This is a genomic window from Oceanicaulis sp. (assembly GCF_051859625.1).
Lineage (GTDB): Bacteria > Pseudomonadota > Alphaproteobacteria > Caulobacterales > Maricaulaceae > Oceanicaulis.
Genome location: NZ_JBHYFH010000001.1, coordinates 848,077 through 861,591 on the forward strand (window position 1 = coordinate 848,077; position 13,515 = coordinate 861,591).

Below are 13,515 nucleotides of genomic sequence, written 5' to 3' on the forward strand. Positions count from 1 at the left end.
TTTCCCTCAGGCATACTTGTGGCGCTCTTCATCAAGGGAGGATCCCATGAGCCTGTCCGTGCAATTGAACATCTTCTCCGGCCGCCCCAACCCGCGCTTCATCCTGTCAGAAACAGAGGCGATATCCCTGTTCAAGCGGGCGCTCGAAGTCGGTCCCGCCAGCCCGAACGCCAGCCGCGGGCTTGGATATCAAGGGTTCACGCTCATACCCGTTGAGCCTGGATCAGACATGGACGCCATGAGCCAGGACGCCTTAGGCGCGGCGAGCGCACATGGCCTGACCCTGGCGGGCGCGCCGGAGCTTGAGCAAGAACTGATCGCGCTGGCGCTCAAGCGTCTGGAGCTGAGCGCTTCCGTGCAATCCGCCCTCGCGAACGCGCATGAGCGCCCTTTGCTCACCGCGCTGCCGCAAGTGGATTGTCCCGACTGCAAGGGCCAGAACGCACCCGCCTATGATCCTGATTGGTGGAACAACAATGCTGTGCGGTTAGCGAACAATAATTGCTATAATTACGCCAACAACCAGGCCACCAACACCTTCGCCCAGCCCGGTCGCGAATCAGGCACGCCCATCACCGGTATGAGCTGCGGCGGGGTTCAGCCCAGCGCCGTTGCGGACGGGCTCGTCGCCTCAGCTAACTTTTCAGACGAAACGCCAGGCTGGTACGTGGCGCTGGTCATCTGGCCAGGCACAGATTTTCACTGGTATCGTCAGGACACGAACGGCTGCTGGTCGCACAAGCCGGGCTCAACCCCTGTGATCAACACCGACAACGCCGGCGCCCAGATCACCGATCCCGCCACCTGTGACCGGGGCGACTACACCCAGTTCTGCAGTTACATGATCACCAATGCCGGCGTGGTGATCAGCTAGGCCGGTTCAATGACCCTTCGTGTCATCCTTCAGATCTATTCCGGACGCCGTGATCCTGAATGGCTTGTAACGGGCGCGCTTGAAACCCGTTTGCTCGAAGCCCTTGAGGGATTGCCCACCGGCCCGGACTGGACCCCGCCCACAAGGCTCGGCTATCGCGGCATACGCCTCGAACATGATGCGTCCGCTCGGAAATGGCTGTGTGTCAAAGGACAGGTCATGCATGACCATGAAGCCGGGAGATCCTGGTTCGCCGACCCAACTTGCTCGATCGAAGCGCTGGCGTTGGAAAGCGGGCGGGCGTTTCTGGACCCGACCACGCTTGATCACCTGATCAAAATGCTCACTGACGCGCACTGAAATGAAAAACGGCCGCTCCTGATGGAGCGGCCGTTTGATCATCCAAATGAAGGGGACTGTCAGGCGCCGCCCGGCTTGGGCTCAAGCCCGCCCGTGCTCGGCGCTTCATCCTCGTCATCATCAATGACCGGCACCGCGCCGGAAGGCGGCGAACCGCCGTCGGCTTTGGGCGGGACTTCCGTGTCGCGATGAGGTTTGTTGCCCTTCAACAGCTCAACAATCTCATCACCGGACAGGGTTTCGTATTCCAGAAGCCCTTCGGACAGGGCCACCCAATCGTCGCCTTTTTCGGTCAGGATGCGGCGGGCCTCTTTCAGACCGCCCTCAACCAGGCCTTTGACCTCTTTTTCGATCTTGGCGGCGGTTTCCGCCGAGATCGAGGAGGACTGAACCAGTTGCTGACCCAGGAAAACCTCACCCTGGTCTTCGCCATAGTCCACCGGACCGATCTCTTCAGAGAAGCCCCATTGGGTGACCATGGCGCGAGCCAGACGGGTCGCCTGCTTGATGTCGCTGGCGGCGCCGGAGGTGACGTTCTCCTTGCCGAATTTCAGCTCTTCAGCCACACGCCCGCCCATCATGATGGCGAGACGCGACGTCATCTCCTGATGGGTCATCGACAGCTTGTCGCCCTCGGGCAGCTGCATGACCATGCCCAGCGCGCGACCGCGCGGGATGATCGTCGCCTTGTGGACGGGATCGGCCGCCGGCACGTTCAGCGCCACAATGGCGTGACCGGATTCGTGATAGGCGGTGAGCGTGCGCTCTTTCTCGGTCATGACCATGGTCCGGCGCTCGGGGCCCATCATCACCTTGTCTTTGGCGTCTTCGAATTCCGCCATGGAGACGACGCGCTTGTTGCGGCGCGCGGCCAGCAAAGCTGCTTCGTTCACAAGGTTTGCGAGGTCCGCGCCCGAGAAACCCGGCGTGCCGCGTGCGATGACTTTGGGCTCGACATCGTCAGCCAGCGGCACGTCACGCATATGCACTTTCAGGATTTTCTCACGGCCCGTGATGTCGGGGTTCGGCACCATGACCTGACGGTCAAAGCGGCCCGGACGCAGCAGCGCCGGGTCCAGAACGTCCGGACGGTTGGTCGCCGCGATCAGGATGATGCCCTCATTGGCTTCAAACCCGTCCATCTCCACCAGCAGCTGGTTGAGCGTCTGCTCGCGTTCGTCATTACCGCCGCCCAGGCCCGCGCCGCGCGAACGGCCCACCGCGTCGATCTCGTCAATGAAGATGATGCAGGGCGCGTTTTTCTTGGCCTGTTCGAACATGTCGCGCACACGAGATGCGCCGACACCGACGAACATTTCCACAAAATCAGAACCCGAAATGGTGAAGAAGGGCACGCCCGCCTCACCGGCGACAGCGCGCGCGGTGAGCGTCTTACCGGTGCCCGGAGGGCCGATCAGCAAGGCGCCCTTGGGAATCTTGCCGCCCAGGCGCTGGAACTTGGAGGGGTCCTTGAGGAACTCGACGATCTCCTCAAGCTCTTCCTTGGCCTCATCAATGCCAGCCACATCGTCAAACGTGACGCGGCCTGTCTTCTCGGTCAGAAGCTTCGCCTTGGACTTGCCGAAGCCCATGGCGCCGCGACCGCCGCCCTGCATCTGACGCATGAAGAAGATCCACACACCGATCAACAGCAGCATCGGGAACCAGTTGATCAGAATGCCCAGCGGGCTGATGCCGCCTTCGCTGGGCTGTTGAGCGGTGATATCCACATCCGCAGCCCGCAGCGCCGCCGTGACATTGGCGTCTGCCGGAATGGTGGTGCGGAAGGTGGCGCCGCCCGAGGTCTGGCCGGTGATCGTGTCGCCCTGAATGGTGACGGAGCTGACCTGACCGCTCTCGACCTGGTTCATGAACTGGGAATAGTTGATCTCGTTGGACGGCGCCGACTGGCTCGGTCCCTGGAGCATGTTGAACAACGCCAGCAACAGCACCAGCAAGATCGCCCAAACCAGCATATTGCGCATATTCATCGTCAGTGTCCTTGTCCGCGCCGCCATCGTTTCGGGCGCGCATCTGAGGCGGTCATCAAATTGTTACGTCTGATATTGGGGCGTCAGACCGTTTTCGCCAGTGCGGCGCGTACATGCAACGCAGATTTATCCCCATCAAACCATGCCGGCGCTTCGCAAGGAAGCAGCCAGCGCCGCAAGCGTGTCATGCAAAGCAGCGACCAATTGTCTGTATCGCCAAGCAGCAATTGCATGATCTCACCGCCTTCAGCGCCATTATAAGTTGAGATCACCGTTAAGGATTGGCGAAGCGCAGGCGGTACATCCGCGCGTGAAACATCCTCAGGCTGCAACCTATCACCCAAGGCGGCGACCTGGCACGCTGTCTCCGCCCGGACTTCAACACGGCCGTCAAACAGGCCGGCCTCGCCCGCTTGCAGCTCCAGGACCACAGGCTCTGCGCCGCCGTCCGCCCGCCCCAGAACCGCGCCAGGGTCTCGCCCCATCACGCCGTCAGCGGTCAGAAGAACACCCGATTGCGTATGCGCCTCTCGTGCCTCAAGCGCCTTCAGACAAGCCTCGACACCGTCAGGTGGCGGCGTCCGCGCCTCGCCCGACACCGCCAGCATGACCGCTTCCATCGCTCGCAGCGCCATGGGTTTGGCCGCCAGTGAAAACATGTCCGCATTCAGTCGCGCCCCGCCCCAGGGCGTCCAGCTCACAGCCCGCTCCACCAGGCGCCAGGCCGCGCTGCGCAGCAGGCGCTCTGCATCCACACTCTGGTCTGACAGGCTCAACAAGCCATGCTCAGCCGGACCGCCGGGCGGGTACGCCTTCTGGCGCACCTGCACACGTTCATACTGGGCGTCTTCGTTTGAGGGATCCTCGATCCAGCGCGCCTCGATACGGCTGAGGTACTCGCGCAGCTCCGCGCGCCTCAATTCGAGAAACGGGCGCACCACCGTCAGGTCTCGCCCTTCGGGCCAGACCGGAGACGCGTCAAACCGGGTCATGCCGGTCAAGGTCCGCCAACCGCCCTCGCGTTTGGCCCGCATGCGCAGGGTTTCGATCCGGTCGTCCAGCGTATGGCCCAGGCATAAGAGACGCACCCCCAGCCCCTCACACGCGCCCGCCAACAGGCGATGGCGCGCCTGACGCGCGGCGGCCTGGTTCTTCTTAGGCGCGGTCCATCGCAGGATATGCGGTTCAGCCCCAAGGGATCTGGCGTAGTCGGCATTGTCTGCCGCTTCGACCGCGCTTTCTGGCCGCAACTGATGATCAACGATCAGGGCGTGCAGCGGGAAATCGGGATGCGCCGCGCGCAAGGCATGAAGCAGAGCAGTAGAATCTCCGCCGCCGGAAAACCCAAGCGCCAGCGCTTCAGACACATCGCCCCCTATCGGCAGCCGATCCGTGCGGTCTCACGTTGCGCCTTGCGGCGCGCATCCTCACCGGCGCGCGGAAACTCGGACGGAAAGGTGGCCAGCACCTGGCACGCGCGACCGGTTTCGCCCAAAGCCGCCAATGACGCCCCCAACCGGACCAGGGCGTCGGGCGCACGCGCGCCCTGACGATCCGCCTGCAAGGACGCGATATAAGCGTCCGCCGCATCCTGGAAATCGCCATTGATGAAATGGGTTTCCCCCAGCCAGTACCAGGCCTGACCGACTTTGGCGTCTTCAGGATAGGTCTGGGTGAACTCACGCAGCAATTCCCGCGCACCGCCAAAATCACCATCGAGCAGACGGGCGTTCGCTGTCTGGAACAGGGTGTCGGCATCCATGACGGCTTCCGGCGGGGCGTCCAGCTCACTGATATCTGCGTTCAGCTGGGGCAAAGCCGCGCTTTGCGACAGGCTTTCGCGCCCCGTCCCGCGCGGCGCTTGCGTGTTCTGGCCCGGCGTCGGCGCGCGCAAGGGCTGCACGGTGGACGCGCGCGCCTCAGCGTAAGGGTCGCTTGAATCAATTTCGTCGGCGGACAAGAGGTCTGACGGCCCGCCCAGAGACAGAGGATCCCCCGTCGCGCCCATTTCATCCCCTGCCGCGCCATAAGCCGCGCCGCCTGACAACAGCCGGTCCACATTGACGCCCAATTGTTCGAGTTCCTGACGCATGCGGCGGTTTTCAAAGTTCAGACGTTCGATCTCGCCGGTTTGAACGCGCTGCTGACGCTCCAGATCATCCACGCGCATCATCAGCGTTTCCGCCACCGGATCGCCTTGCAGCGCCCTCGCTTCGACCTCCGCCAATCGCGCCTCAACCGCATCCAGGCGCGCCGCCAGCTCCCGGCGCGATTGCGCTTCAGCTGGAACGGTCATCAAGGCGGTCATCAGCAAAAGAGCTGACAGGGCGGAGAAAAGCGAACGAATCATGGCGCAGATGTCCTGTGAAGCGGCTCAGGGCTATGAGCGCTAGTGTCGTCGAGCAAACGGCGAAATCAAGGCGAAGTCAGGAATTGTCCAGCAGACGGACTTCATCGTTCACCACGAACCAACCGCCATCCGCCGATTGCTGAAGCCCAAATGTATAGCCATAGCCGTCCGCCCGCTGCAGCGTGCATTGAAGCTGGACATGGCTGGGCGTGCAGGACGCCTCCCCGCCTGAACCCGGCTCGGCGACCTGCGCAGAGAAAGAGGCGAGGTCCGCGCGGCTGTCCACGCCCCAGAGCCAGTAGGCCTCGGTCCCTTCAAAGACATCCGCCAAAAACGCGGCGGCTCCGCCCTCGTCATAGGGCAGAGCGATAGGCGGTTCGCCCATCGGCTCTTCATGGGGTTCGGAAACCGGTTCTTCAGTGGCGACCGGGTCAGACCCTGGCGCGCCATACACGCCCGGTGACGGCTCCATCACCATGGAGAGACCATACAGCGCGGCGACAGCGGCCACCGGCGCAACAACAAGTCCTACGAATGCTCTGATAATCATTAGGCTGCCCCCTCAAGCAGAAACGCCCGCAAGGATGAACCTTGCGGGCGTTTCAATCAATCCTTTTCAGGTCCGGTCTTACGACACGGCGCCCGACTGGATCATGGTCATGGCGTTCCGGTTGGTCGCCCAGCAGCTTTCGTTGGACTGGCGGCAGACCGGGCGCTCTTTACCGTAGGACACGGTGGAGATGCGCGACGGGTCGACGCCCTGGCTCACCAGGAAGTCACGGGCCGCATTGGCGCGGCGTGCGCCCAGGGCCAGGTTGTACTCACGCGTGCCGCGTTCGTCGCAATTGCCGGCGACCAGAATGCGGGCGCCCGGATAGGACGACAGCCAGGCGGCCTGACGTCGCAGGGTCGCACGCGCTTCGCTGGACAGCGTGCTCTGATCCAGAGCGAAGAAAACGCGGTCGCCCGCATTCACTTCAAAGTCTTCAACCGAACCCGGGGTCGGACCAGCCGGCTCAGGCGCAGGCTCATAGACCGGCTGCGGTTCAGGCTCAGGCATCGGAGCCACCGGCTCCGGCTGGGAAGCACAGGCGGCCAGCGTGGCGCTGAGCGCCAGGGCGGCAAGAATTGACAGGCGTTTCATATTGGTGTCGTCCCTCTCCAAGCCTATGGCGATCCGCATAGGCAAATCGGTGTGGATGCTATCAGAATTGGCGCGCTTCACACCCCAAAAAACCCCAAAACGCGCACCTCGGTTAAGACCTTAGCCGAGCAAAGCTCAGTCAATCAAGGGCGACCAGGCCGGGTCGCTCGCTTGGCCTTGCGTCGGCAGGCGGCGCAGGTTGAAACCCGCAAGGTCAGTGCTCCAGATCGAGTACGTTGTTCCCTCGCGTGTCCTGTCGCCTCGTGTGAACAACAAGACGCGGCCATTGGGCGACCAGGCGGGCGTATCCACGAAGTAGCCTTCATACAAAATACGCTCCTCGCCCGAGCCGTCCGCAGCCACAACACCCAGCATGAACTGGCCATTGCGCTGTTTGGTGAAAGCGATCAGATCGCCGCGCGGGCTCCAGACCGGAGTCGTATAGCGGCCTTCGCCGAAGGTGATGCGCTGCGGGTCGGTCCCGTCTGCGTTCATCACGTAGAGTTGAGACTGTCCGCCGCGCGAGGATGAAAACACGATCCGCTCGCCATCCGGCGCATAGGACGGCTCCACATCATCGGCCGGATGCGTGGTCAGCTGGCGCAGGGTGCGCGAGCGCAGATCAAAGCGGAACAGGTCGTGCCCGCTATGGCGCTCGGCGGAGACCACAAGCGCACGGCCCTCGGGATGGAACCGGGCGGACAGGGACTGGCCTTCGCTGGCGAGCGAGGGGCCTGTGTCAAACAGCGCTTCCTGACGTCCGGTCTCAAGATCATAGAGATAGCTCGTCGCCCGGCCGTCGCGGAACGACACATAGGTGATCTGCTGGGCGCTCGGCGAATAGTTCGGCAGCAGCGCCATATAGGACCGGTCCGTCAGGAAGGACGGGTTCGCGCCATCCTGATCCATCACCGCCAGGCGTCGAATCGGCTCGTCATTGGGGCCATAGCCCTCTGACACATAAACGATGCGGGTGTCGAAATAGCCGCTTTCGCCGGTCATGCGCTGATAGACGGCGTCGGAGACCTTGTGCGCGATCCGGCGCCAGTTGTCCGGCGACGTCACGAACTGCAGCCCCTGCATCTGCTGCTCGGTGTTGGCGTCCCACAGCCGGAACGCGACCAGCATGCGGTCGTTCTCGTCAATGCTGACCTCGCCCACCAGCAAGGCCGAGGCATTGATCACCCGCCAGTCGCCAAAGCGGGGACGCAGATTGATGTCGGTGATGTCTTCAATGAACGCTTCGGGATCAACCGGGGCGAACAGCCCAGACGTCTGAAGATTGTTCGTGATCACGCGGGAGATGTCGGCGCCGATCTCACCCTCGCGATTGTCCGCGCCCAGAAAATCCGGAATGGCGATCGGGGTCGGGTCGAGCGTGCCTTCGGTCACATCCACCACCAGGGGTGTTTGTCCAAAAGCCGATGCGGCCATCACGATCAGCGCGAAGATCGAGGCGAAGAATTGGCGCAGGGCGGTCATGGGAAGCTCCCGGGTTCGAACGACTGGGGTCAGCGATTGCGTTGCGTGTCGACATTGACCCGAAGCACGCGCCATTGGGCGTAGTGTTCGGGAGGTAGAGGATAGGGTTGGCATTCGATCGCGCCGCGCAAGGCCCGTTCACCCGCCACTCTCAGGAAAGAATTGGGCGAATTCATGATACGCGCTTCGTCGATCAGGCGCGGCGGAACCGACAGGCGGCCATTGCGCTCAAGCCGGATCTCCATGGAGATCCGCAGATCCATATTGGCCGGCGCATCTGCGTTGGAACGAATGCAGCGGTTCATGTGAGACGCCGCCATCGCCGACAGGCTGGCGGTCATCGCCGTGCCCGGCCCCGCCTGATTGCGGGTCTCGCCCGCCTCAGCCTGGCCTTGCGGCGCGGCGTTCTCACGCGACCGGTCCACCAGCTGAGACAATGCGCCCAGGTCCAGAGACGGCTGCTGCGGCTCAGGTTCGCGCGGACGCGGCGTCGGCTCGGGTTCGGGTTCTGGCTCAGGTTCGGGTTCTGGCGGGGTTGGTTCGGGTTCCGGTTCCGGCTCCGGCTCAGGCTCGTCCTGGGGCGCAGGCGGAATGATTTCCGGCTCGGCTTCAGGCGGCGCAGGCTCAGGCTCCGGCGCGGGTTGAGGCGCCGGCGTTTCAGGCTCGATCTCGGGCTCGGGTTCAGGACGCGCCGCGCGCACATTGGTCTCACGCGCCAAAGTCACCAGCTCCACCGGAACAACCATCAGCTCTTCGGTCAGGCGGCGTGATTGCGGAAACGCGATCAGCGCGCTCGCGACCAGTCCCGCATGAACGAAGAGGGATACGATGAGCCCCAGGGCCTGACGCATGGCCCGGCCTCCCTATTCGCGGATCGGTTCAGTGACGAGGCCGATATTGGTGTAGCCCGACGCTGACACCCGGGCCATCACACGCATGACGTCGCCATAGGGCGCGCCGTCATCGGCGCGGATATAGATGCGCGCTTCAGACCCGGCTCCCGTGATCGCCTGGAGCCGCGGCGCCAGCTCGTCAAACGCCACTTCGGTCTCCATCAGATAGAGCGTGCCGTCTGACTGGATGGTCAGGGTCAAGGGCTCTTCCGACGTGGTCATGGCGCGCGCTTCGGTATCTGGCAGATCCACCTCGACCCCCACGGTCAGAAGCGGGGCGGAGATCATGAACACGATGAGCAGCACCAGCATCACGTCCACAAAGGGCGTGACGTTGATTTCGGCGTTGGGCTTGAAGCGGCGACGTCCATTGCCGCCGCCGGTGTCGAGACCGCCAGCCATCAATCAGCTCCCCCGGCTCGCCAGCGCCGCCAGATCATCCACGAGACCTTCAAGGCGGGAGGCGTATTTGGAGAGGTTTGACGACAGGGCGTTAAAGAAGATCACGGCCGGGATGGCGGCCAGAAGCCCCAAAGCGGTGGCGAACAGGGCTTCGGAAATGCCCGGCGCCACGACGGCCAGCGAGGTGTTCTCGGACGCGGCGATCGAGCGGAAGGCGTTCATGATGCCCCACACCGTGCCGAACAGGCCGATAAAGGGCGCCGCCGAGCCGATAATGGCCAGAACGCCCAACCCGCTTTCCATCTTGCTCAGTTCGCGATTGGCTTCTGCGCCGCCGCTTTTGGCGACCGCATACCCGTCCCAGTCGCGCATGGACGCAGCGAGCACCCGGCCGAACGGCTCCTTGGCGGGCTTGGCGTATTTCGCGACCAACTCGTCCAGCGACCCGCCAGACCAGAAATCGTTTTCAAAGCGTGACGCGCCGGCATGGGCGTTGTTGAGTTGCAGCCATTTCTCGATGGCGATGGCCCAGGACCAGATCGACATGAACGCCAGGACCGCCATCACCGCTTTCACCACGATGTCGGCGCGCATGAACAAATGCATGATGGTCAGTTCAGTGGCCGGACCCGTCAGCTCAACTGCAACGCTTTCCATGGAAACTCCGCTAGACCCTCGCGCATCCGGCGAAGCGGATGCGTCATAATGAAACGCCCTCGGGCTGCAGGTGTAACCGCACGCACGCGTCACGCCAAGCCGTACTCGGCCTCGACAGTGTGACAGGCTGAGAAAAGACGCAGATTGCGGCGAATTGAGGGAGGTTTTTAGCCGGTTACGTAGCGTTGGAGCTGAGCCAGCATCGTCTTGGGCAAGCGCCGCGGCCGCCCCTCCAGATCGATGCAGGCGGCTTCCAGATCGGCGGTGACCAGCACTTCGGCGGCGCACATCACGCGCTGGCTGATGATGAGACGCGCGCCTTTGGCGGCGACAAACCGGGTTTCGATGGTCAGGGCGTCATCGATGCGCGCGGGCTTGAGATAGTCGAGATTGATCTTGCGCACGGCGAAGCCCAGAGGCGGATCAAGTTTCAGAATCTCGGCATGGCTGACGCCCGCGCAGCGCAAGGCGTCGGTCCGCCCGCGCTCAAGGAATTTGAGATAGTTGGCGTAATAGACGACACCGGTGAAATCGGTGTCCTCGTAATAGACCCGGACAGGCAAATGGTGCGTCTTGTCATCCAGCCAGACGCCGGCATGGGGTTGGCTCATGGTGGCTATTCAAACGACTGGATATGAGTGACGTTGTTAAAATCAAAGACATTTCTCCAAGGGCCGGTTCCATCACTTGCGCCGACAGAGAAGATCGAGAACCCCAGCGCGCCATAGAGGCCGGAGCTGAGGAAATAGTCGCTATTGATGGAATGAGTGAACTCGATGCTCACGTCACACGAGCCGGGCATGACCTGCCAAGACCCGGTGTGAAACTCGCCACTCGAGTTGCAATCAGCGTGAGAAGGGAGCGAAGTCTGGATAGCGCCGCTGCCGGGTTGAGAGGGGTCTGGAAAGAAAGTCATCCGCCCCACCCTCGGCGACGGATTAGGGCCTCCCGCTGCAGGCACAAAGCAGATGACCGAGATCACCACCGTACTGAAAGGCGGCGTGTAGGCGCTCTCATCGCAAGCAGATAGATCCTGGGATTGCGCCATGGCGGCGCCAGTCGCCGCAAGGCTAACGATCAAGGCTGATGCTGTCTTGAGTATCATATTGTCACCCCTCGCCTATTCCGGCCTTGATAAGCAAAACTAGTTTCCAAACAGATCATCATTCAAGTGTTGCGGCATGGTGAAGCCCAGATGCTCATAGGCGCGCTTGGCGGCCACCCGGCCGCGCGGGGTGCGCATGATGAAGCCTTGCTGGATCAGGAAGGGTTCGACCACGTCTTCGAGCGCATCGCGCGCCTCCGCGCAGGCCGCCGCCAGCGTTTCAACGCCCGCAGGCCCTCCGCCAAAGCCTTCGATCAGAACCCGCAGATACCGCCTATCGAGACTGTCGAGCCCGACCGCATCCACTTCCAGCCGCCGCAAGGCGCCGTCGGCGACCTTGGCGTCGATCTGCGGCGCGCCGTCTTCCTCGGCGAAATCACGCACCCGGCGCAAGAGTCGTCCAGCGACGCGGGGCGTGCCGCGGGCGCGCTTGGCGATCTCGATCGCGCCATCCTCGCTCATGGGCGCGCCCAGCTTGCGGGCGGCGCGGGCGACGATGCCCGACAGCTCATCAACCGAATAAAACTCAAGCCGCACCGGCACGCCGAAGCGGTCGCGCAGCGGCGTCGCCAGAAGGCCGGCGCGCGTGGTGGCGCCCACCAGGGTGAAAGGCGGCAGATCGATGCGCACGGTGCGCGCGCTCGGCCCCTCTCCGATCACCAGATCCAGGCAGAAATCCTCCATCGCCGGATAGAGGATCTCCTCGACGGCGGGCAACAGCCGGTGGATTTCGTCGATGAACAGGACGTCGCGTTCTTCAAGATTGGTCAGGATCGCCGCCAGATCGCCCGCCTTGGCGATGACGGGGCCTGAGGTGGCGCGAAAGTTCACGCCCAGCTCTTTCGCCACGATCTGCGCCAAAGTGGTCTTGCCCAGGCCCGGCGGGCCGGACAACAGGACATGGTCCAGCGCTTCGCCGCGCCGTCCTGCGGCCTGGGTGAAGACTTTCAGATTGGCGATGGCGGCGGGCTGACCGACGAAGTCCTCAAACGAGAGCGGGCGCAAGGCCTTGTCCCGGCCATCACCAGGATTGGCGTCTGCAGAGATGATGCGCTCTTCCGGCTCGCTCAACGCGCCAGCTCCTTCAGGGCCGATTTGATCACCAACCCTTCGGTCGCATCATCGCCGAGCTGACGCAAGGCTTCCGCGGCGGCCTTGCGCGCATCACTTTCCGCATAGCCCAGATTGACCAGCGCGGAGACGGCGCTTTCACGCATGACATTGTCCGTGCGAGACGACGTGGCGGCTGGCGCATCGGCGCCCGCAGGCGCCAGAGCGGCGGCGAGCCCGGCCGCGCCGGCGCCCAGCGCGCGTCCAAGCGGCGGCGCCTTGTCTTTCAGTTCCGTGGCGATGCGTTGGGCGAGCTTTTTGCCGACGCCCTTGGCGCGTTCAAACGGCATGGGATCGCCCAGGATCGCCGAGCTTTCAATCTCGCCCACATCAATCGCGTCGAGCATGGCGAGGGCATGCTTCGCGCCCACGCCCTGCACCGATTGCAAACGGACAAACCAGGCGCGCTCTGAATCGCTCAAGAAACCAAAGAGTTTGAACTGATCCTCACGCACATGGGTCTCGATATGAAGCGACACGGGCTGTCCCGGCTCCAGCCGGGCGAGGGTGCGCAATCCGGCGCTGACCAGATATCCGACGCCATTGACGTCAATGACGGCTTCTTCCTCGCCGACACAGTCCACGACGCCTTTCAGCTTTCCAATCACGACGCCAGTCCTTTCAAATTTGTCCTGTGGTGAGCGTGGCAGACCGCGACCGCCAGCGCATCCGCCGCGTCCGCATCCGCCTTTGAGCCGGGCAGTAAAATCGCGATCATCGCCGCCACTTGCGCCTTCTCGGCGGAGCCGGTGCCCACCACCGATTTCTTCACGAGCTTCGGCGCGTATTCGCCCACCACCAACCCGGCGCGCGCCGGCGCCAGCATGGCCGCAGCCCGCGCCTGTCCGAGCTTGAGCGCGCTGACGGCGCTGGCGTGAACGAACTGATCCTCCACCGCGGCCTCATGCGGCTTGAACTGCTCAACCAGAACTTCGATGGCGTTGTAGATCACGGTCAGACGCTCCGCCATCGGGGCCTTGGGCGGCGCTTTGATGACGCCATACTCCACCAGAGACAGGCGTGAGCCCGTCTGGTCGATCACCCCCCAGCCCGTGGCGTTCAGCCCCGGATCAATGCCCAATATGCGAATCGAAGCGCTCATCGCTCACACCATAAGGCGCCCAGAACAAAAGGCGACCATTGCGTG

General features: G+C 63.2%; 16 protein-coding genes. 2 read left to right on the plus strand and 14 right to left on the minus strand.

The genetic code is table 11. The features are described 5' to 3' along the window. Positions 1 to 46 precede the first annotated feature (46 nt). Complete coding sequence (locus tag ACTIGF_RS04075) at positions 47 to 874, plus strand: hypothetical protein (RefSeq protein WP_439635654.1); 828 nt, start codon at positions 47 to 49, stop codon at positions 872 to 874. A 9-nt stretch (positions 875 to 883) separates the two neighbouring features. Next, entirely contained in the window at positions 884 to 1,234 is a 351-nt protein-coding gene (locus tag ACTIGF_RS04080; RefSeq protein WP_439635655.1) for a hypothetical protein, read from the plus strand. A 59-nt stretch (positions 1,235 to 1,293) separates the two neighbouring features. Here the strand turns inward: ACTIGF_RS04080 and ftsH are convergent, their stop codons facing one another. From ftsH to ruvC, 14 genes are all read right to left on the minus strand, one after another. Further along, complete coding sequence (ftsH, locus tag ACTIGF_RS04085; protein WP_439636645.1) at positions 1,294 to 3,231, minus strand: ATP-dependent zinc metalloprotease FtsH; 1,938 nt, start codon at positions 3,229 to 3,231, stop codon at positions 1,294 to 1,296. A gap of 77 nt (positions 3,232 to 3,308) precedes the next feature. Next, on the minus strand, positions 3,309 to 4,592 hold the full coding sequence (gene tilS / locus ACTIGF_RS04090) for a tRNA lysidine(34) synthetase TilS (RefSeq protein ID WP_439635656.1): 1,284 nt from the start codon (positions 4,590 to 4,592) through the stop codon (positions 3,309 to 3,311). Between the two features lie 8 nt (positions 4,593 to 4,600). Continuing rightward, positions 4,601 to 5,575: a tol-pal system protein YbgF gene (gene ybgF / locus ACTIGF_RS04095; protein ID WP_439635657.1), complete on the minus strand. Its 975-nt coding sequence runs from the start codon at positions 5,573 to 5,575 to the stop codon at positions 4,601 to 4,603. A 76-nt stretch (positions 5,576 to 5,651) separates the two neighbouring features. Then, complete coding sequence (locus ACTIGF_RS04100; RefSeq protein ID WP_439635658.1) at positions 5,652 to 6,125, minus strand: hypothetical protein; 474 nt, start codon at positions 6,123 to 6,125, stop codon at positions 5,652 to 5,654. Positions 6,126 to 6,203: 78 nt separating this feature from the next. Next, entirely contained in the window at positions 6,204 to 6,719 is a 516-nt protein-coding gene (gene pal / locus ACTIGF_RS04105) for a peptidoglycan-associated lipoprotein Pal (RefSeq protein WP_375548242.1), read from the minus strand. Between the two features lie 135 nt (positions 6,720 to 6,854). Then, positions 6,855 to 8,201, minus strand: a complete 1,347-nt coding sequence (gene tolB / locus ACTIGF_RS04110; protein ID WP_439635659.1) for a Tol-Pal system beta propeller repeat protein TolB — start codon at positions 8,199 to 8,201, stop codon at positions 6,855 to 6,857. 29 nt (positions 8,202 to 8,230) lie between these two features. Further along, positions 8,231 to 9,052: a hypothetical protein gene (locus ACTIGF_RS04115; RefSeq protein ID WP_439635660.1), complete on the minus strand. Its 822-nt coding sequence runs from the start codon at positions 9,050 to 9,052 to the stop codon at positions 8,231 to 8,233. Between the two features lie 12 nt (positions 9,053 to 9,064). Further along, a complete protein-coding gene (locus ACTIGF_RS04120) occupies positions 9,065 to 9,496 on the minus strand; it encodes an ExbD/TolR family protein (RefSeq protein ID WP_022700401.1) in 432 nt (143 codons plus the stop codon). Positions 9,497 to 9,499: 3 nt separating this feature from the next. After that, positions 9,500 to 10,153 (minus strand): MotA/TolQ/ExbB proton channel family protein, encoded by a 654-nt coding sequence (locus ACTIGF_RS04125; RefSeq protein WP_439635661.1) that lies wholly within the window; start codon positions 10,151 to 10,153, stop codon positions 9,500 to 9,502. Between the two features lie 167 nt (positions 10,154 to 10,320). Next, on the minus strand, positions 10,321 to 10,764 hold the full coding sequence (gene ybgC / locus ACTIGF_RS04130; protein WP_439635662.1) for a tol-pal system-associated acyl-CoA thioesterase: 444 nt from the start codon (positions 10,762 to 10,764) through the stop codon (positions 10,321 to 10,323). A 5-nt stretch (positions 10,765 to 10,769) separates the two neighbouring features. Continuing rightward, positions 10,770 to 11,258, minus strand: coding sequence for a hypothetical protein (locus tag ACTIGF_RS04135; protein WP_439635663.1), 489 nt, complete (start codon positions 11,256 to 11,258; stop codon positions 10,770 to 10,772). Positions 11,259 to 11,297: 39 nt separating this feature from the next. Continuing rightward, complete coding sequence (gene ruvB, locus ACTIGF_RS04140; protein ID WP_439635664.1) at positions 11,298 to 12,329, minus strand: Holliday junction branch migration DNA helicase RuvB; 1,032 nt, start codon at positions 12,327 to 12,329, stop codon at positions 11,298 to 11,300. Beyond that, complete coding sequence (gene ruvA / locus ACTIGF_RS04145; RefSeq protein ID WP_439635665.1) at positions 12,326 to 12,976, minus strand: Holliday junction branch migration protein RuvA; 651 nt, start codon at positions 12,974 to 12,976, stop codon at positions 12,326 to 12,328. Before ruvA ends, ruvB begins: the two co-directional genes overlap by 4 nt. Further along, entirely contained in the window at positions 12,973 to 13,470 is a 498-nt protein-coding gene (gene ruvC / locus ACTIGF_RS04150; protein ID WP_439635666.1) for a crossover junction endodeoxyribonuclease RuvC, read from the minus strand. The genes ruvA and ruvC overlap by 4 nt, the downstream gene beginning before the upstream one ends. Positions 13,471 to 13,515 lie beyond the last annotated feature (45 nt).

Coding starts and splice junctions, on each gene's coding strand:
- ACTIGF_RS04075 (WP_439635654.1), top strand. CDS start 47: ATGAGCCTGTCCGTGCAATTGAACATCTTCTCCGGCCGCCCCAACCCG.
- ACTIGF_RS04080 (WP_439635655.1), top strand. CDS start 884: ATGACCCTTCGTGTCATCCTTCAGATCTATTCCGGACGCCGTGATCCT.
- ybgF (WP_439635657.1), bottom strand. CDS start 5,575: ATGATTCGTTCGCTTTTCTCCGCCCTGTCAGCTCTTTTGCTGATGACC.
- ACTIGF_RS04100 (WP_439635658.1), bottom strand. CDS start 6,125: ATGATTATCAGAGCATTCGTAGGACTTGTTGTTGCGCCGGTGGCCGCT.
- pal (WP_375548242.1), bottom strand. CDS start 6,719: ATGAAACGCCTGTCAATTCTTGCCGCCCTGGCGCTCAGCGCCACGCTG.
- tolB (WP_439635659.1), bottom strand. CDS start 8,201: ATGACCGCCCTGCGCCAATTCTTCGCCTCGATCTTCGCGCTGATCGTG.
- ACTIGF_RS04115 (WP_439635660.1), bottom strand. CDS start 9,052: ATGCGTCAGGCCCTGGGGCTCATCGTATCCCTCTTCGTTCATGCGGGA.
- ACTIGF_RS04120 (WP_022700401.1), bottom strand. CDS start 9,496: ATGGCTGGCGGTCTCGACACCGGCGGCGGCAATGGACGTCGCCGCTTC.
- ACTIGF_RS04125 (WP_439635661.1), bottom strand. CDS start 10,153: ATGGAAAGCGTTGCAGTTGAGCTGACGGGTCCGGCCACTGAACTGACC.
- ybgC (WP_439635662.1), bottom strand. CDS start 10,764: ATGAGCCAACCCCATGCCGGCGTCTGGCTGGATGACAAGACGCACCAT.
- ACTIGF_RS04135 (WP_439635663.1), bottom strand. CDS start 11,258: ATGATACTCAAGACAGCATCAGCCTTGATCGTTAGCCTTGCGGCGACT.
- ruvC (WP_439635666.1), bottom strand. CDS start 13,470: ATGAGCGCTTCGATTCGCATATTGGGCATTGATCCGGGGCTGAACGCC.